The organism is Nocardiopsis sp. CNS-639, from assembly GCF_000381685.1.
Classification (GTDB): Bacteria; Actinomycetota; Actinomycetes; order Streptosporangiales; family Streptosporangiaceae; genus Nocardiopsis; species Nocardiopsis dassonvillei.
On the sequence record NZ_KB906855.1, the window covers coordinates 545,920 to 564,951 of the forward strand.

The 19,032-nt window shown below is 73.9% G+C and carries 12 protein-coding genes; 6 read left to right on the top strand and 6 right to left on the bottom strand.

Annotated features, from left to right (window positions below; genetic code table 11):
- The first annotated feature begins 122 nt into the window (after positions 1–122).
- The gene (locus G011_RS0105075) at positions 123–3,305 is read left to right on the top strand and encodes a BTAD domain-containing putative transcriptional regulator (protein WP_019607544.1); all 3,183 of its coding nucleotides are present in this window, start codon (positions 123–125) and stop codon (positions 3,303–3,305) included.
- Positions 3,306–3,902: 597 nt separating this feature from the next.
- Positions 3,903–6,029 carry an NB-ARC domain-containing protein gene (locus tag G011_RS0105080; RefSeq protein ID WP_019607545.1) on the top strand — a complete coding sequence of 709 codons (2,127 nt, stop codon included), beginning with the start codon at positions 3,903–3,905 and terminating at the stop codon, positions 6,027–6,029.
- A 5-nt stretch (positions 6,030–6,034) separates the two neighbouring features.
- On the opposite strand, the gene G011_RS0105085 is transcribed toward G011_RS0105080, so the two are convergent.
- Both G011_RS0105085 and G011_RS0105090 read right to left on the bottom strand, forming a co-directional pair.
- Complete coding sequence (locus tag G011_RS0105085) at positions 6,035–6,595, bottom strand: hypothetical protein (protein WP_231391378.1); 561 nt, start codon at positions 6,593–6,595, stop codon at positions 6,035–6,037.
- Between the two features lie 95 nt (positions 6,596–6,690).
- Positions 6,691–7,926 (bottom strand): hypothetical protein, encoded by a 1,236-nt coding sequence (locus G011_RS0105090; RefSeq protein WP_019607547.1) that lies wholly within the window; start codon positions 7,924–7,926, stop codon positions 6,691–6,693.
- Positions 7,927–8,451: 525 nt separating this feature from the next.
- Between G011_RS0105090 and G011_RS0105095 the strand changes: the two genes are divergently transcribed.
- The gene (locus G011_RS0105095; protein ID WP_019607548.1) at positions 8,452–9,471 is read left to right on the top strand and encodes a LacI family DNA-binding transcriptional regulator; all 1,020 of its coding nucleotides are present in this window, start codon (positions 8,452–8,454) and stop codon (positions 9,469–9,471) included.
- A 100-nt stretch (positions 9,472–9,571) separates the two neighbouring features.
- On the opposite strand, the gene G011_RS0105100 is transcribed toward G011_RS0105095, so the two are convergent.
- Positions 9,572–11,212 (bottom strand): DASS family sodium-coupled anion symporter, encoded by a 1,641-nt coding sequence (locus G011_RS0105100; protein ID WP_019607549.1) that lies wholly within the window; start codon positions 11,210–11,212, stop codon positions 9,572–9,574.
- Positions 11,213–11,327: 115 nt separating this feature from the next.
- Here G011_RS0105100 and G011_RS0105105 point away from each other — a divergent pair, with 115 nt between their 5' ends.
- Both G011_RS0105105 and G011_RS0105110 read left to right on the top strand, forming a co-directional pair.
- Positions 11,328–12,284: a LysR family transcriptional regulator gene (locus G011_RS0105105; RefSeq protein WP_019607550.1), complete on the top strand. Its 957-nt coding sequence runs from the start codon at positions 11,328–11,330 to the stop codon at positions 12,282–12,284.
- Between the two features lie 91 nt (positions 12,285–12,375).
- Positions 12,376–13,458, top strand: coding sequence for a tartrate dehydrogenase (locus tag G011_RS0105110; RefSeq protein WP_019607551.1), 1,083 nt, complete (start codon positions 12,376–12,378; stop codon positions 13,456–13,458).
- A 43-nt stretch (positions 13,459–13,501) separates the two neighbouring features.
- Here the strand turns inward: G011_RS0105110 and G011_RS0105115 are convergent, their stop codons facing one another.
- Entirely contained in the window at positions 13,502–16,045 is a 2,544-nt protein-coding gene (locus tag G011_RS0105115) for a tetratricopeptide repeat protein (RefSeq protein WP_019607552.1), read from the bottom strand.
- 279 nt (positions 16,046–16,324) lie between these two features.
- Between G011_RS0105115 and G011_RS0105120 the strand changes: the two genes are divergently transcribed.
- Entirely contained in the window at positions 16,325–16,711 is a 387-nt protein-coding gene (locus G011_RS0105120) for a pyridoxamine 5'-phosphate oxidase family protein (RefSeq protein ID WP_019607553.1), read from the top strand.
- A gap of 11 nt (positions 16,712–16,722) precedes the next feature.
- On the opposite strand, the gene G011_RS0105125 is transcribed toward G011_RS0105120, so the two are convergent.
- Positions 16,723–17,301: a DapH/DapD/GlmU-related protein gene (locus G011_RS0105125; RefSeq protein ID WP_019607554.1), complete on the bottom strand. Its 579-nt coding sequence runs from the start codon at positions 17,299–17,301 to the stop codon at positions 16,723–16,725.
- Between the two features lie 98 nt (positions 17,302–17,399).
- A complete protein-coding gene (gene murF, locus G011_RS0105130) occupies positions 17,400–18,776 on the bottom strand; it encodes a UDP-N-acetylmuramoyl-tripeptide--D-alanyl-D-alanine ligase (protein WP_019607555.1) in 1,377 nt (458 codons plus the stop codon).
- Positions 18,777–19,032: the final 256 nt, after the last annotated feature.

Sequence of the window (19,032 nt, forward strand, 5' to 3'; positions counted from 1 at the left end):
GAAAATGCACGTGCAGAATATCGAGCACCATTACAAAGGGACCAAAAGAAGTTTCAACAATCCCAGCAGGGCACACATATAGGCGAGAGCAATAAACGGGGGCACTTCCCAAGGATCCGCCGGTGAGACTCTGTGTTCTGGGCTCCATCCATCTGAGCAGCGACGGACGCCGCGTCACCCCGACCACGGGCAAGGAACGCGCGCTCCTCGCCGCCCTGGCACTGACGGGCCCGGGACGGCTACCCCTTCGGGAGCTGGCCGACCGGCTCTGGAACGGCTCTCCCCCCGAGGGCTACCGCAGCACACTGCACACCTACGTCACACGCCTGCGGGGCAAGATCGAGGCGGCCGGGCTGGACCGCGGCATCCTGACCCACACCGCCGAGGGCTACCTGCTGCGCCTCCCCGCCCAGGCTCTGGACTGGGAGCGCTTCCGGAGCCTGCGCTCACGCGCCCGCGCCCTGCACCAGGCGGGCCGCTCCGCCGAGGCGCGCGCGGCCCTGGAGGAGGCGCTGGCGCTGTGGAAGGGGCCCGCGCTGCCCGGTGTGGGCGGACGCTGGGTCGAACAGCTGCGCGTGTCCATGGAACGCTCCCACCAGGACGCACTGGCGGTGTGGGCCTCGCTGGCCATCGCCGAGGGCGACCACGCGGAGGCGGTGGAGGCCCTGGGTTCGGCCCTGGTCACCTACCCCGTCAACGAGTCCCTGCACGGCCACCTCCTGCACGGGCTGCACGCCCTGGGCCGGACGGCCGACGCCCTCGCGGCCTACCAGCGGTTGCGGGAGCGGCTGTCGGAGGAGCTGGGCGTGGACCCCTCCCCGGCGCTGCGGCGGCGGTTCGAACTGCTGCTGCGGGCCACCGCCGGTCCGGTCGGGAACGGTGGGACGGACGGGGACGGTGGGACGGACGGGGTCGGCGGGTCGCAGGCCCCGCCGCCCGCGGCCGGGAGGCCGCGCACGATCGTGGACAACCTGGCGCGCGAGCCCCGGCACTTCCGGGGACGCACCGCGCAGACGCGCCTGCTCTGCTCGCGGCTGCGGGAGACGGAGTCCGGTTTCGCGCACCTGTGGGTCGTCTGCGGGATGGCGGGGGTGGGCAAGAGCCAGTTGAGCCTGCACGTGGCCCACCGCGTCAAGGACCTCTACCCCGACGCGCGGCTGTCGGTGGACCTGCGCGGGCACGACGAGCGGGCCGCTCCGCTGAGCGCGGAGGAGGCCCTCACCGAACTCATGCGCCTGCTGCGCGTGCCGGTGCCGCCAACCGTGCTGAGCCTGGCCGAACGCGTCGCTCTGTGGCGCGAGCACACGCGGTCGATGCGCCTGCTGCTCCTCCTGGAGGACGCCGCAAGCGCCGAACAGGTCCTTCCGCTGCTCCCCAGCGGGACCCGGTGCGCGGTCGTGATCACCAGCCGCTTCTTCCTCCCGGAGGTGGAGGGCGCCGACCACCTGCCGCTCGGACTCCCCTCCGACGAGGAGTGCGCCGAGATGTTCACCGCCGCCCTCGACCGGCCGTGGGGCGAGGAGGAGGCCGACACCCTCGCCGAGATCATCGACCGGTGCGACAGGCTGCCGATAGCCGTAGGGCTGGTGGCGAACCTGGCCCAGTTCCATCCGTCGTGGTCGCCGCGCGACCTGCTGCACCGGCTGCCCTCACCGTCCTTCCCGGGACTGAGCGCCTTCCGGGTGGGGGGTCGGGACCTCTCACGCATCTTCGACGTGTCCGTGGACGCCATGGACCCGAGGGCCCGTGACGCCTTCCTCCTGCTCGGCCTGCACCCCACCCGCGGTATGGACGGGCGGGTGGCGGCGGCGCTGGTCGGCCCCGACGAGCACGCCTCACGGCAGGCCCTCATGGACCTGGTGAGCGCCCACCTGCTGAACGAGCCCGAACCCGACCGCTTCGAGATGCACGCCCTGCTCCAGGTTCACGCCCGCCACCGCGCGCGCGACGGTCTGTCCCCGGAGCGGGCCCATGCGGCGAAACAGAGGATGCACGCGGCCTACCTGTCGCTGACGAGCCTGGCCGACCGGGCCCTGCACCCGCATCGTCCCGGGCGCGACGACCACGAGCCGCTTCCCATCGGGGAGCGATGGCCGGAGGAGAGGGCCATGGCGTGGTTCCGGCGCGAGCTGGCGACCGTGCTCACCATGCTGTCGGAGGCGGACCGGCACGGCGCGGGCCGCACCGCCCTGCGACTGGCGCGGGTGGTGTGCGACCACATGGACGCGCACGGTCCCTGGTCCGAGGCGGTCACCCTGCACACCGCCATGGTGGAGTGGGCGAGCGAGCAGGGGGAGGACCGTGAGCGGGCCAGGGCCCACTTCGACCTGGCCCGCGCCCTTCTGCGCGTGGGAGAGGTGGACCGCGCCGGAGAACACAGCCGTTCGGCCCATGAGCGGTGGTCCGAGGCGGGGGACGTCCTGGGACAGGCGTGGGCCGTGGCCCAGCGGGCGATGATCTCCTTTGTGGGCAACGACTACGCCGGAGGTCGGGCCCTCGTCGAACGGGCCCTGGAGACGTTCGAGGCGCGCGGACACCGCCCCGGCATAGTGTTCTGCCTGCGTGTGCGCGGGCTGTGCCACCTTTCGGTAAGCGCTTCCCACGAGGCGATCGCCGACCTCAGCGACGCCGCCGCGGTACTGGAACGCTCGCGGGACCCGCAGTTGCTCATGGAGGTGCGGATCAACCTGGCGGGTGCCTTTCAGCAACTGGGGTACCACCGCCAGGCCTGGGCGCTGTGCGAGATGGTCCTGACCACGGCTCGCCAACGCGGTGACAGGCGCAAGGAGGCGTTCGCGCTGACGAACATGGGCGAACTGTCCCTCCAGAGAGGGCGACCGGAGCAAGCCGTGCCGTGCCTCCGGAAAGCCCTGGAAATCCTCGAGACCTTCCGCGACCCGTGGACGACGGGCACGGTCCTGACGACCATGGGGACCGCCCAGACCGCCACGGGACAGCTGGCTCAGGCCCGATCCTACTTCCGCCGCGGCCTGGCCATGGGCGAGTTCCTCAGTCCTCTGGCGGCCGTTGACAGCCTGTTGGGACTGGCCCGCATCGAAGCAACGGACGGAGACAGCGGTCTCGTGGGCACGTACCTGCGGAAGGCGGCCTCAACGGCCGAGCAACACGGTCTGCGCAAGGAACGAGCGGAGGCTCTACGTGCCCTGGGCCAGCACCTGAGCTCGCACGGCGAAGTGCGCGAAGGACGCACGAGCCTGATCCGGTCCGAGGCGATCTTCACCGAACTCGGTTCACCCGAGGCACAGGTCGTGCGGTCACTGCTGGACACCTTACCGAAGCGATAAAAACAGGCTTCTACCTGGCCCAAATCCCAGAGTGCAATCGGTACACTTAGCCAGGCTGACACCAGCCTGGAGTCATGTGACTGACATGTGCTCTTTGCGGTAAAAGACGGGACGCCCCAGTAGCAGCTGGGGCGTCCCTCTTTTCATCGCGCCACGACCGACCCCTGACACTGCTTCGAGCGCGACGCAGGGACCCGACGCGAAAGATGGCGATGAAGGTAATAAGCGTACTCCTCCTGAGTTCCCTCCTTGCCGTGGCTCCGCACACCTGGGCTTACATTTGGGAGGCCCCGCTTACCCCAATGGTGGTGCTTGGCTGACCTTTAGGCCAGCTTGAGTGGTAGGGCCTGACGCTGTTGGCGTTGGGCCCTTTTCCTTTTTCTGGACCGCGTTTCCGCTGACCACACACCCGCATCCTTCGAGGTACCGGGCATGCGCACGTGCAAATGCACGGCTACAATCAGGATCCGAGCACACGACGGTTTCGGAGAGCCACTTGCCAGGGAAAATAAATCAGCGCCAAAAAGAAATACCTGAACTCGGCCTGTACCTTGTACCTCTTGCACACCATTTGCCACAGGTGTTTTAGGAGACCACGTGGACTCCCCCGGTCACACCTCCCCGACCAACGACCCAAGCGCCCGGACCAACACCGTGCGCGGCGACATCAGCGGAACCGCCGTCCAGGTCGGCTCGCTCCGCGGGGACGTGAACCTGCACCTGGCATCCGCGGCCGACCGCGTCCCCCGCCAACTCCCCGCCGCGCCCGCCGTCTTCGTGGACCGGCCCCACCCGATGCGGGCGCTGGAGGCGGCCGTGTCTCGCGCCCACGCCCGGGGCCGCCACGCACTGGTGGTGATCACGGGCTCGGCGGGGGTGGGCAAGTCCGCGCTGGCGGCGGAGTTCCTGCGCGCGCACCCGGAACTGGGCGGCGGCGGGCAGCTGTTCGTGGACCTGCACGGCTTCTCCCCCGGACAGCCCGCCGACCCCCACGACGTGCTGGACGTGCTGCTCCGCGCCGTGGGCGTGCAGATCGGGACGGCACCGGCGGACCTCGCCACACGCGCGGCCTGGTGGAGGTCGGCCACCGCGCACGCGCCCGTGTCGCTGCTGTTGGACGACGCCCTCTCCGCCGCCCAGGTCCGCGCCCTGCTGCCCGGGGGCGACCGCGGCACGGTGGTGGTCACCACGCGTCTGCGGTTGGCCGGGCTGCGCCTGGACGGCGGGCAGTTCGTGGACCTGCATCCGATGACGGGGGCCGAGGGGGTGGCCCTGCTCTCCGAACTCAGCGGCCGGTCCCCCGCCGGAGAGGCCGACCGGAAGGCCATGCACGGCGTCGTCACCCTGTGTTCGGCGCTGCCGGTGGCCGTGTGCACGGTCGCCGTCGACCACGGCACCCGCAGCCGGACCTGGCGGGACACCGAGCGGCGCCTGCGCTCCGCCCCCCGTCGGCTCGACCACCTGGACACCGCGAGCAGGGAAATGGGTATGGACGTGTCCGTGCGCAACGCCTTCGACCTGTCCTACGCCTCCCTCCCGGTCTTTCCCGCCCTGCTCTACCGGCGTCTGGCCTGGCACCCGGGCCCCGACGTCACCGGTGAGCTGGCCGCCCACCTCACCGGCCGCCCGGCGGCCGAGTGCGAGGCGGGGCTGGCCGCCCTCACCCGCCACCACCTGCTGACCGAGCACAGCGCCGAACGCTTCTCCTTCCACGACCTGCTGCGCCTGCACGCCGCGGAGAAGGCCGAGGCCGAGGAGGACTCCGGCGCCCGCCACCGGTCGCTGACGCGGCTGGTGTCCGGGTTCGCCGACCTGGCGGTGTCGGCCGACGCCGTGCTGCGGCCCTACGCGGGCAACCGGGCGGTGCCGGGCTCACCCTTCACCGACGCCGCGCAGGCCACGGCCTGGCTCAACCGGGAGCGCGACAACCTCGCCGCCCTGGCCGAACTGGCGCCGCGGCTGGGAGCGCACGAGCACGTGCCGCGCCTGCTGGACGGCCTGTGGTCGCTGTTCCTGCACCACGGTCAGGCGCGGTTGTGGCTGCGTGCCGCCGCGCCCGTGCTCGGGGAGCCCTCGGCCGACCTGGAGGAGACGACGGTCGCGCGGCTGCTGAACAACCGCGCGCTGGTGCACAGCCACCTCGCCGGCGTCGAGGAGGCGATGGCCGACCTGGACGCCGCCGAACGGGTCTGGCGGCGTCACCAGGACCTGGAACGCCTGGCCCAGACCCAGCAGCGCCGGGGCATCGTGGCCTTCCAGAACCACCTCCCCGGGCAGGCCGCCGACCACCTCGCCCTGGCGGTGGCGACGGACGAGCGGACCGGGGTCACCCACAACCTGGCCATCAGCCTGTTCATGCTCGGCCGGGCCCGCCACGCCCTCGGGGACCTCGGCCCGGCCCGCCTGGCCCTGGAGCGCGCCCTCCCCCTCCTGGACGGGGACGCCTACAACCAGGCCCGGACCAGGATCGTCCTGGGCACCGTCCTCGCCGCCATGGAGGAGTTCGCGTCCGCCTCGGCGGAACTGGACCGGGCACTGGAGGTGATGCGCGAGCGCGGCTCGGCCTCCGGCCAGGGCAAGGCCCTGGAGGCGATCGGAGGACTCGCCGAACGCCGCGGGGAGCCGGGCCGGGCCCGCGAGGCCTACGAGCGGGCGGTGGAGCTGCTGCTGCCGACGGACCCGGCCAGACTGCATGTGGAGGAACGCCTGGAGGCGTTGGGATGACCCCGTCACCGGGGTTCGGCGCGCACGCACACCTCGTGGACGGGCGGCCCTCCCGGGACGGGGGCGGGTTCCGGGGCGGGGGCGCCGTCTCCGCCGGTGTCGGGTGCTGGGGGGACGGACGGGTTCCGTGCGGACCTGAGCACGGTGTCGGGGAGCGCTGCCAGGTCGCGACCGCTGACCAGCCACGCGTACACGAGGGCCGCGGCCGCGACCGTCCCCCACCGGTCCGCGCCGCGAGCGGCGCCTCCGGCGGGGGCGACCGGTGTGACGAGGACGAGCCTCCAGGGGGTGGCCAGGACGCCGCGGCCGTCGGGGCCGTGCACAGCGGCCACCAGGCAGCCCGGGTGGGCGCGCAGCAGCGCGAGCCCCGTCTCCCGCGGCGAGGGGGACGCGCGCCCGCAGCGGCACAGGAGGACGTCGGCGATGTCCGGCCGCTCGGCCGGGTGGCACGGGTCGGCGACGAGAGGGGCGTCCAGCCCGGCGGGGAGGTGCCCCCGGAGCGGGTCGGGGGCGCCCGGCACCACGAGGACGTGTTCCCGGCGCGGAGCGCAAGTCCTCGTTCCCACGGGAAGGCGCCCCCGGGACGGGACGGCGGTGAACGCGTGCTCCCCGGGATCGGCGGCCGCCGTGTGCCGGGCCCGTACCGGGGAGGCCTCCGGGGTCACGCCGCCCACCCGCGCATGTCCCAGCCCAGCGGACGCAGCGGGCGCGCGGCGGGCAGGATGTCGGGTTCGTCCAACCCCAGGACCTCGTAGAGCACCGCGCGCGTGCGCTGGGCGAAGCGGCCGGGGTGGGAGGTGATCCGCGCGGCCACGGCGCGCAGCGCCTCCCGCTCGGCGGCCTCCACGGAGCGCAGGGCCCGGCCCACGAGCGGGGCGTCCCCGCGCACGGCCGGAAGGGTGCGCAGAACCTGCCCCATGGGCGAGGCCGTGTCCACGTCCGCCCGCCCGTCGTCGGCCACCAGCACGGGCCGTCCGGTCAGGGTGGCGTAGACGGTCGTGGAACCGTGGTCCCCCACCACCGCGTCGGCGGCGGCCAGGGCACTGGCCCATTCGGCGTCGACCGGCACCACCTCCAGCCCCTGGGCGATGAGCGGGCCCAGCCACTGGTGCACCTGCCAGTCGCCGTGGGCGGCCCACACGTTCGGGTGCACGAGCAGACCGACCCGGCAGGACGCGGACACCGCGTCCACGACCAGGCGTCCGAGCAGGGTTCGCCGGGACCCCAGCAGCGACGAGGGCCCCCAGGTGGAGGCCGCCACCACCCACACGTCGTCGGGACCCAGACCGAGCTGGGACCGGCACCACGGGCGCCGCTCCAACGAGGCCAGGATCCGGTCCGCGGCGGCGTCCCCCACGACGCGGGCGCCGCCGACCGCCTCGGGGCACGCGGAGGCCAGGCGCAGGGCCTCGTCGTCGTGGGCGAGCGCGATCCGCTCCGCGACCAGGCGGCCGTCCCGGACCAGGCCCTCGCGTCCCAGGCCGTAGGTGGCGCGGGCGAGCAAGCCCTGTCCGCCCAGGTGGGCGGGGGTGAGCTTGTTGAAGCCGACGCCGTGCGAGAACAGCACCACGGGCGCGTGGATCCGGTCCAGGACGCGGCTGGTGCTGGCCGCCAGAGCGAGGTCGAAGCGGGTGTTGACCGCCTGCTGCCAGGGCACCACCACGACCCCGGCCCGCGCCAGCCAGGTGGCGAGCCCGGCCCCGAACACCTGGTCGGGCGCGACCGTGAAGACCACCTGTACGCGCGGGTCGGAGGCCACGGTCGCCACCGGGTCCATCAAACGCTGCGCGTCGGCGACCGTGCACGCCACGGCCAGCACCCGGCGGCACCCGCCCCAGGTGGTCCACCGCCCCGCGTCCATCCCGATCGGCGCGCGGGCCCATTCCGAGTTCCCCATCCGAAGCTCCCTTCCAGCGGATTCCGCACGGATGCGGCCGTCACCGTGAGGATGGGAGGGCGGACTCGACGCACCGCTGGACGTCCCGCTGGACGGCCGCGGACGCGGTACTGGACCGCGGCCGCTGCCCGGGGCCTCCCCGTGCCCGCCGCGTCCCGTGGTCCGGGGCGGAGGTGCCGTGCGCGGCGCCGTCGCGTCTTTTACAACGTGAGAAAACCGGCCTCCACACGATGAGACCCCGGTCATACCGGCCTGCCCGGACACGGAAACCCGACCGAAAGAACCCTGACCGGAGCGGCTCCGGAGCGCTCGATCGGGAGAGTTCCCGGGCGGAAGCGTCGCACGGAGGGCCGTCACGTGCTGTATAACGATAGAAAAATCGCCGGAGAACGCACGGACGCGCGTGCAGGCGGACGGTCGTCGGGACGGCGGCGGCGGGAGGCCGGCGGGCGGCGCGGGAACGCCGCCGGGGCGGCGGGGACGCGCACGGTCGTGCACGTGTGCACCATGTGCGGAGGAGGCGCTGTGGCCATCAGCCTGAAGGACGTCGCGGAACACGCGGGCGTCTCGGTCAAGACGGTGTCCAACGTGGTCAACGGCTACCGCCACGTCACACCCGCCACCCGCCAGCGCGTGCAGCAGGTCATCGACGAACTCGGCTACCGGCCCAACCTGACCGCGCGCCACCTGCGCAAGGGCCGCACCGGCATCATCGCGCTGGCCCTGCCCGAGCTGGGCAACCCCTACTTCGCCGAACTCGCCGACGCCGTGATCAACTACGCCGCCGGACTCGACCTCATCGTCCTCCTCGACCACACCTACGGCCGCAGGGACCAGGAGGTGCTGTTCGCGCAGGGCTTCCGCGCCCGGCTGATCGACGGGCTGATCCTGAGCCCGATCGAGCTGGAGAACGAGGACCTGCTCGCGCGCGGGCACGACGCCCCCCTGGTCCTGCTGGGCGAGCGCGAGTACGAGGCGCCCTACGACCACATCGCCATCGACAACGTGGCCGCCGCCCGCACCGCCACCCGGCACCTGCTCGACCTGGGCCGCCGCCGCATCGCCTTCATCGGCGCCCGCCACGGCCGCTCGCGCCAGCCCGCCCACCTGCGCCTGCGCGGATGGCGCGAGACCGTCACCGCGGCGGGGGCGGCGGCGGACGACGCCCTGGTGGCCGGCACCGACGGCTACACGCGCCGGGACGGCGCCCAGGCGATGGCCCGCCTCCTGGACTCGGGGACCGCGCCCGACGCCGTCTTCTGCTACAACGACCTCATCGCGATCGGCGCCATGCGCACGCTCACCGAACGCGGCCTGCGGGTGCCCGAGGACGTCGCGGTCGTGGGCTTCGACGACATAGAGGAGGGCCGCTACTGCACGGCGGCCCTGACCACCATCGCGCCGCACAAGCAGGCCATCGCGCGGGCCGCGGTGGACGCGCTGCTGGCCCGGCTGGAGGGCGGCGCGGAGGGCACGGCCGGGTCGCGCCGCGTGCGCCCGGGGTTCGCCCTGGTGCCCCGGGAGAGCACGCTCGGGCGGCCGTGACTCCGCGACGAGGAGGCCCCGCCGTGACCCGCGGGCCCACGCGGAGCGGCGGGCCGCCCGGAACACCGGCCCGGGCGGCCCGCCGCCGCGCGGGGGCGGGTCAGGCCCCGATGCCGGTGAGCGCGACCATGACCGGGACGAGCACGATGATCAGGGCGGCGCCGACGACGTCGAAGCAGATCCCGGAGCGGATCATCCGGGTGATCGGCACGCAGCCCGAGCCGTAGACGATGGCGTTCTGCGGCGTGGAGACGGGCAGCATGAACCCGAAGGAGGCCGCGAACGTCGCCGCGAGGGCGGGCACGAACGGATCGACCCCCGCCGCCACCGCCAGGGGGATGACGATCGGCACGACCACGGCCGCCGAGGAGGTGTTGCTGGTGGTCTCGGAGATGACGACCGCCAGGACCACGCCGAACGCGGTGATGGCCAGGGCGCTGGTGATCCCCAGCCCCGAGGAGGCCGCCCGGCCGATCGTGGTCGCGAGCCCGGTGGAGGAGAGCAGGGCGCCGAAGATGATGCCGGTGCCGAAGAGCAGGATGGTGCCCCAGTCGATCCGAGCGGCGTCGCTCCAGCTCAGGGTCATCTCGCGCCGCTTCCAGTCGACGGGCAGCACGAAGAGCAGGCAGGCGCCCAGGACCGCGACGATGCCGTCGTTGAGGCGGTCGTCGACCAGCGCGTACAGGGCGGCGTCGGTGCCGGTGAACAGTCCGACGAGGGCCGGGGTGAGCCACAGGACGACGGTGGTGCCGAAGGCGAGGACCGTGTTCCTCTCGGCCCGGCCCATCGGCCCCTGGGCGGCGCGCTGCTCGCGGATGTACTCGGTCACGCCCTCGATGCGGCGGATCTCGGGGCGGTTGATCAGCAGCAGCACCACGGCCAGCACGGCGAACATGCCCGCGACCAGGGGCAGGGCCGTCAGCACCCACTGCGTGAACGGGATGCGCTCGCCGGTGGCCTCCTCGATGAGGGCGCGGCCGATGAGGTTGGGCGGGGCCCCGACCGGGGTGAGCAGGCCGCCCACGCTCGCCCCGTAGGCGAGCATCAGCATCAGGGCGGCGCCCACCCGCAGCCGTCTGGGGTCGAAGCCGGGGCGCACCGCCCCGCGGTCCTGCATCAGGCGGGCGATGACCGCCAGGATGCCCAGCGCCGTGGGCATGAGCATGGCCACCGTGGCGGTGTTGGAGATGAAGCTGGAGACCACGCAGGTGATGGTGCCGAAGGCCAGGATGATCCGGGTGGTCGAGGAGCCCACGCCGGGCAGGGCGAGTACGAAGAAGGCCAGGCGCCGCGCCACCCCGTGTTTGAGCATGGCCTGCGCGAGGACGAACACGCCGATGAAGGTGAACACGGTCGTGGACCCGAAGGGCGCCAGGACCTCGTCGGGGGGCGCCACGCCCAGCAGGACGATCGCGGCGACCCCGATCAGGCCGCCGATCGGGATGGGCACGCTCTCGCAGATCCACAGGGCGATCACCCCGAGCAGGACCGCGGCGAGCAGCTGCTGCTGCCGGTCCATCCCCAGCGGGAGCAGGGCGAAGACGATCGCGAGCGCGGGGGCCAGGACCCACCCCAGTGTGGCCCGGCCCCGTTCGAACCGCTCCTCGGCGGGCGAGAGCCTCTGCCGCGCCAGGTCCTCCTGCGACCGACCGCCCAGGAGGGCCGCCTCCACGTCGGTGCGCCCGGTCGGGTCGGGTGGCGGGGAGGCGGGGGGTGGTGCGGGCGTGGTCTCCGATGACATGCGCTCTCCTTCGGTCGGTGCGCAGACCACTCTCAACGTGTGACCGCCATCACGTCCAAGACGTAGTTTCTCTCAGACCCATAGACTGCGCCTATGAATCGGTGGGTGAGCTGACATGGACGCGCGGCAGCTGTCCTACTTCCTGGCCATCGTCGACCACGGCGGATTCGGCAGGGCCGCCGAGCACCTGCACATCGCCCAGCCCTCGTTGTCCCAGGCCATCGGGGGTCTGGAGCGGGAGCTGGGCGTGGACCTGTTCCACCGGGTGGGGCGGGGCGTCGTGCTGACCGACACCGGCACCCGCCTCATCGAACCGGCCCGCCAGGTGGTCCGGGACCTGGAGGCGGTGCGCGACACCGCGCGCTCGGCCCGCGGGCTGCGGCGGGGGCGGGTGGACCTGGTCTCGACGCCCTCCCCGGGGATCGAGCCGCTCACCACGCTGATGGCCTCCTTCGCGCGGGAGTACCCGCTGATGACGGTCAACGTGGCGGGGGCCTTCACTCCCGAGGAGGTGGTCCAGCACGTGCGCTCGGGGGCGGCCGAGATCGGGCTGCTGGGCTCGGCGGGCCACCCGCGCACCGCGGACCTGCGGGTGCTGCCGGTGGAGGAGCAGCCCCTGGTGCTGCTGTCCCCGCCCGAGGAGGAGGGCGCCCCGCCGGAGCGGGCCGGGTCCGGCGGCACCGGTCCCGGCCAGGACCGGATCGACCGCGCGGACCTGGGCGGTCTGCGGCTGATCGCCTCCCAGCGCGGCAGCCTCATGCGCCAGATCGTGGACGACATCCTGGCGGGCGGCACCGACGCGCACCTGGCCGCCGAGGTCGACCACCGCACCTCGATCCTGCCCCTGGTGCTGTCCGGGCTCGGCCACGCCGTCATGCCCTCCTCCTGGAAGCCCATCGCCACGCGCATGGGCGCCCGGGTCCGCCTCATCGAACCGGTCTCCCGCCTGCGCGTCGTCATCGTCAGCCGCGCCTCACGGATGACGCCCGCCGCGCAGGCCTTCCTCGGCGTCGCCGAGCACTACGCCAGGACCCGCCCGGAAGCGGAGCCGGAGGGTTCCGCGCAGGCATAGGCACCGCCTATGGGTCACATCGCCGATGCGTCTTGGACGCGGCCGGGGACGGCGCGCTTGACTTCCGGGGAACCCGACCGACGGAGGAGACATGACCCAGACCCGCCACTTCCGCATCGCCGCCATCCCCGGTGACGGCGTCGGGAGCGAGGTGGTCGACGCGGGCCGCCAGGTGCTCGACGCCCTGGCCTCGGCCTCGCACGGCACCCTCGGCTTCACCTGGCAGGAGTTCCCGTGGGGCTCGGACTTCTACGCCCGCACCGGCAAGATGATCGACGACGACGGCCCCGAACGGCTCAGGGAGTTCGACGCGCTCTACTTCGGCGCCGTGGGCTGGCCCACCGTCCCCGACCACGTCAGCCTGTGGGGCCTGCGGTTGCGCCTGTGCCAGGGTTTCGACCAGTGGGCCAACGTCCGGCCCGTCCACTTCCTGCCCGGCGTCACCAGCCCCCTGCGCAAGGCCGACACCACCGAACTGGACTGGGTCGTGGTCCGTGAGAACTCCGAGGGCGAGTACGGCGGGTTCGGCGGCCGCAACTTCTCCGCCCGCGGCCGGGGCGGCGAGGTGGCCGTGCAGTCGGCGGTCTTCACCGAGACCGGCTGCGAGCGCATCATCCGCTTCGCCTTCGACCTGGCCCGCACCCGCAGCCGGCGCAAGGTGTCGTCGGTGACCAAGAGCAACGCCCAGCAGTACGGCATGGTGCTGTGGGACGAGGTGTTCGAACGCGTGGCCGCCGACTACCCCGACGTGGAGACCGAGAGCGTGCTGGTCGACGCCATGTCCGCCAAGTTCGTCCTGCGCCCGGAGGAGCTGTCGGTGGTGGTGGCCTCCAACCTCAACGCCGACATCCTCTCCGACCTCGGCAGCGCCCTGGCCGGGAGCCTGGGCCTGGCCGCCAGCGCCAACCTCAACCCCGAGCGCCGCTACCCCAGCATGTTCGAACCGGTGCACGGATCGGCCCCCGACATCGCCGGAAGGGGCGTGTGCAACCCGATCGGCGCCGTCGGCAGCGCCGCCCTCATGCTGGAGCACTTCGGCCTGGACGAGGAGGCCGCGCGGGTGCAGCGGGCCATCCGGGCGACGTGCGCCCAGGGCGTGCTGACCGCGGACGTGGGCGGTAGCGCCTCCACCAAGGACGTCACCTCGGCGCTGATCGACAACCTCGCCGACTGAGCGCGGCGTCCGGGAGCGCGGTGGCCCCGCCGGGGCCACCGCGTCACCCTCCCCCGCCGGCCCGCGCCCTCCGGTGCCACAGCTCCAGGTCGGCCCTGATCTCCCGGGTCCTGGGGTGATCGGGCCCCAGGATCCGCAGCTGGTCGGGCAGAAGGGCCTCCATCGCCTCGGCCGCCCGCACGGGATCGCCCGCCTCACCGCGGAAACGGGCCAGGCTGTGGCGGGTGGTGAGGACGTGGGGGTGGTCGGCGCCCAGATAACGGACCTGGTCCGTCAGGAGTTCGCCGAGCCCGTCCAGCGCGCCCGCGTGGTCTCCTCGGACGCCCCGCCAGGCGGCGATCTGGCCGCGGGTGCTGAGGGTGTCGGGGTGGCCGGGCCCCAGGAGGCGCAGCTGGTCGGGGAGCAGTGCCTCGAAGCCCGCGATGGCCCCGTCGACGTCACCCGCCCTCCCCCGCCACCGGGCGGTCTGGCCGCGGATGACCATGGTGCTCGGGTGGTCGGGGCCCAGCACGCGCCGGTGGTCCCCGATCAGCGACCGGTAGGTCTCGAAGGCGGCCCGGGCGTCCCCCGCCCGACCCTTCAGGGAGGCCAGGTGGCCGCGCGCGGCCAGCGCCTCGGGGTGGTCGGGGCCCAGGCGGCGCAGCAGGCCCGGCAGAAGGTCCTCCAGCGCCTCGCACGCGCCTCGGGAGTCACCCGCCCGTCCGCGCCACCGCGCCGCCTGGACCCGGGTGACCAGGGTCTGGGGGTGGTCCGCGCCCAGGGCCCGCGTCATGTCCTCGGCCAGGTCCCGGAAGCCCCGGGCGGCGTCGGTGGCCTCGCCCGCCATGCCGCGCCACAGGACGAGTTCGTGGCGGGCCGCCAGCGAGTCCGGGTGCCGGGGACCCAGCCGGAGGTCGGCGGCCTCCACCAGGGACTCGAACCGGGCCGTGGCCTGGGAGAGCGCGCCGGAACGGCCGAAGCTGCTCCCGAGCGCGAACAGCACCCGGTGCGCGCCGTCCCCCCACAGCCACTCGCCGCCGTGCTCGTCCAGCGCGGCGGCGTTGGCGCGCAGCCGCTGCCCCAGGGGGCTGGCGTGCACGCGCACGGGCCAGACCGACAGGAGCGCCTCGGCGGCCGTGTGCACGGTGTCGCGGTCGACGGCGGTCGCGGGGTGGTCCCGGGTGGCGCGCTGCACGAGGCGGTGCGCGCCCACCACGGCGTCGTGTCCGAACCCCGTGCGGGTGACCAGGTGCAGTCTGGCCAGCGCGGACAGGGCGTCGTCGGCGTCCTGGGCGGTGGGCCGTGGGCCGTCGGGGCGTGCGCGGTGGAGGTGGCCCAGAACGGGCTCCGAGGTCAGGACCGCGGCGGGGATGCCGGTGGGGTCCAGCACGCTGACCAGCCGCATCATCGGCCGCGCCAGCCCTTCGGGTGCCAGGGTGTCGGCGTGCTCGACGGAGACCGCCCAGGTTGCGGCCACCGTCCGGGATCCGTCGTCGGGCAGGCTCTCCCCCTCCGGGAACACCCTCGCCAGGGTGCGCCGGCGGTCCCGGAGCAGGGCGCGGTAGGAGTCGCAGGTCATGCCGTCCCTGCGGTCGCGGACGTAGGCGGCGGCGTGGGACAGGGCGAGCGGCAGGTGGCCCAGTTCGTCGGCCAGGGCCCTCAGCTCCGCTCCGCCGGGTACCCGGGGCAGGTCACGGAGCGCGGTGGCCAGGTAGGCGAGGGACTCCGGCGGCGCGTAGGTGCCGACGCCGACGAACGTGCGGCCCCGACCGGCCAGTGCGGTGTCGGTGCGGCGGGTGGTGACCACGAGGCGGCCCTGCGGCCCCGGTGCGTGGGCGGCGGGGGTGGCGTTGGGCGGCCACAGGCCGCTCGCGTGCCGGGGGACGTCGAGGTTGTCCAGCACGACCAGCCAGCGCCGGTCGGTGGTCTGGAGCCAGGCGAGGAACTGGTGGGACGCCCGTTCGGGGTCCTCGTCCACGTGGCCGGGGACGACCCGGCGGGCGGCGTCGGCGTAGGTCTGCGTGATGGCGGACCGCTCGGCCGCGGGGACCCACACCACCAGGTCGACCCGCTCCTTCGCCAGGAGGGCGCGGGCGTGGTGGGCGGCCAGCTGGGTCTTGCCCGCCCCGCCCATCCCCGTCAGGACCAGGCCCGGCACGGCCCCGGGGCGGCCCCGGGCCGCGTGGTCCATCCGACCGGTCAGGTCCCGTTCCTGGAAGTGGTCGGCCTCGTTGGGCAGGACCCCGACGACGACGGGCCAGTCGGGCCCGGCGGTCGGCGCGTGGACGATCTGCGTGTCGATGACCGTGTGGTGCCTCGGCTGGTGAACGGTGAGGGTGCGCCCCTGGATCACGGTGCCGCCGCTCACGCCCCCGGTGAGGGTGTTGGCCGCGTCCTCGCCGGTCGCCGGTGCCGTCGGGCGCGGCACGGCCCGCCCCGTCCGGGCGAGCGCGGTCACGGCGAGCGTCAGCACGGCGGCGGCGCCGACACCGGCGGCGGCCCGTGCCCGGAGCGGGTCGGGGCCGCCGACGAGCCACAGGAGGACGGCCGCCGCGCCCAGGAACAGGGTCGCCGCGGCACCCGCCCGGACCCACCGCGTACGTGTCATGGCGCCGATTGTGGCGTGGAAACGCCCGCACTGCCAGGCTTGCCGGTCCCCGCGCAGGTGGTGCCCGGGCCGTGGCGTGTCGGCTCGTCGGCCACCGGCATGCGGGGCGTGGACGGCGGTCCGGATGTCCGGCGGGGACGGCCGCGCTGCCCGTCCCCGGGCTTCGGTCAGCGGGCACCGACCGCCCAGACCGCTCGGGTCACAGCGGTGTCCCCGCCCCGGTGGAGGGCCGGGGCGGGGCGGTGGGATGCTGGGGGCGGTCGGACCAGGGAGGACAGGATGGACGAGGACGAATTCACGCGGTTCTGGGCGCAGCGGCGACTGTGCATGCTGGCGTCGCCGCGCCCGGACGGGTCCATCCACCAGGTCCCGGTGGGGGCGACCTACGACGCCGAGGCGCGCCTGGTACGGGTGATCTCCTCGGGCAGCAGCTACAAGGCGCGCAACCTCGCGGCCCACCCCGGCGCCAGGGTGTCGGTGTCGCAGGTGGAGGGGCGCGCGTGGTGCACGGTGGAGGGCTCCGCGACGGTCTCCGACGACCCCGAGCGGGTGGCGGAGGCGGTGCGCCGCTACGGCGAGCGCTACAAGACGCCGCGGGAGAACCCGGGCCGGGTGGTCATCGAGATCGCCGTGGAACGGTTCCTGGGCAACGTGCGTCCGGGCTGAGGGGTCCGGCGCTACCAGCGTCGGCGCACCGTGCCCTTGGGCCCGGCCACCAGGCTCGCGGCCGGAACGTCGTCGGCCACGACCGTCCCGGCCGCGACCACGGCGTCGCGGCCGATGCTGACGCCGGGCAGGATCGTCGCACCGGCGCCGATCCACACGTTCTCCGCCACGTCGATGGGCGCGCCGCTGAGGAACCGGCGCCGCTCGCCGGGGTCCACCGGGTGGCCCACCGTGATGAACGTGGTCTTCGGGCCGACCATCACGCCCTCGCCCAGGCGGATGCCCGCGTAGTCGAGGAACGTGCAGCCCTGGTTGACGAAGACGCGCTCGGCCAACTCCAGGCGCAGGCCGTGGTCGGTGTAGAAGGGCGGATAGATCGTCACCCGCGCCGGGAGGGGGCGGCCCAGGATCTGCTCGAACAGCGCCGCCTTCCCCTCCTCGTCGTCGAACGGCAGGACGTTGAGGCGGGAGGTCAGCTCCGTGGCCCGCAGCACCCTCTCGCTCATCGCCCGGAACTCCGCGCCCAGGACGCGTTCACCCCTGGCCTGGAGTTCGGGGTCGTGGATCAGCATGAAGCGGTCGTCGGTCATCGGGTGATTGTGGCGCATCCGCCGACGGGTCGGCGACGATGTCCACGGGTGCCCCGCCGGGCGGGGCGCCCGTGGCGGCCCCGCCCGGCCCCGGTCGCCTACCGGGCCGCGAGCGCGTCCGCGAGTTCCCCCAGTTTCAGGGCGTTGGCGCCCTTGACGAGCACCACGTCCCCGGCCCGGAGGCCGTACCGCTCCAGCCACTCCCCGGCCGCGCCCCTGTCCGCGACCACCTGACCGCCGGGCCCGTACTCGTCCGCGAGCGCGTGCGCCTCCGCCCGGCCCACCGCGACCAGCACGTCGACGCCCAGCGACGCGGCGAGCGCGCCGACCCTGCGGTGCTCCCGCTCCGAGCTGTCCCCGAGTTCGCGCATCTCCCCCAGCAGGGCGATCGTGCGTCCGCCGCTCTCACGGCCCAGGTGCGCCAGCGCGCGCAGCGCCGCGCTCGTGGAGTCGGTGTTGGCGTTGTAGGCGTCGTTGACCACCGTCACCCCGTCGGGGCGTTCGGTGACGCGCATCCGCCCCTCCGACACCGGCACCGCCGCGGTGAGCGCCCTGCCGATCTGTTCGACGTCCATCCCCGCCGCCCCGGCCACCGCGGCGGCGGCGAGCGCGTTGGGCACCTGGTGCTCCCCCACCACCTGAAGGCGGACCGGTGCCTCCCCGGCCGGAGTGTGCAGGGTGAACGACGCCCGGCCCCGCCCGTCGAGGGCGACGCCGGTGGCGTACACGTCCGCGGCGCGCTCCACCCCGAAGGTGACCACCTCGGCCTTCGTGCGCGCGGACATCGCGGCCACCCGCGGATCGTCGGCGTTGAGCACGGCCACGCCGCCCTCGGCCGCGGCGGGCAGCGCCTCGACCAGTTCGCCCTTGGCCCTCGCGGTCATGTCCGGGCCACCGAACTCCCCGGCGTGCGCGGTGCCGACGTTGAGCACCGCCCCGATCCGGGGCGGGGTGATACCGGTGAGGTAGGCGATGTGCCCCTGCCCGCGTGCGCCCATCTCCACCACCAGGTGGCAAGTGTCGGCGGTGGCCTCCAGGGCGGTGAGCGGGAGGCCGATCTCGTTGTTGAACGACCCCTGCGTGAAGACGGTGGCTCCGGCGCGGTCGAGGACCTGGGCGATGAGGTCCTTGGTGGAGGTCTTGCCGGAGGAACCGGTCACCGCGATCACGTCCAGGTCCGCCAGCGCCTCGACGTGGGCGCGGGCCCAGGCGCCCAGCGCGGCGAGGGGGTCCTCGACCACCACGGCGGGCAGGCCGAGCGGGCGGGCGGCGAGCACCGCGACCGCCCCGGCCTCGACCGCGGACGGGGCGAAGTCGTGTCCGTCGCGGCCCTGTCCGGGCAGTGCGACGAACAGGTCCCCGGGGATCGCCTCGCGGGAGTCGAAGGCGACCCCGGTCACCTGGGTCGCGGGATCGGCGTCGGTGACCCGACCACCGGTGGCGGCGGCGATCTGGGCGAGGGACAAGGGCTGCACGTGACCTCCGGATGCGCTCGGTGTGAGGGTTCGACCGTACCGAGGAAGGCCGCGCGAGACCGTGATTTCGGGGCAAGACGCGGCCTCCGGTCCGCACGGGCCCGGGGCTCGGCCCGCCTTGTCAGGCCCGTACGCGCCGGTCCGCCTCCGCTCGCGGGAACGCGCCGCGCACGCGAACGCCCCGCTCCCGCCGCGCGGGCGGGAACGGGGCGTCGTGACGGTGCCTACACGGGGTCGCCCGTGCCTCCTGCAAGAT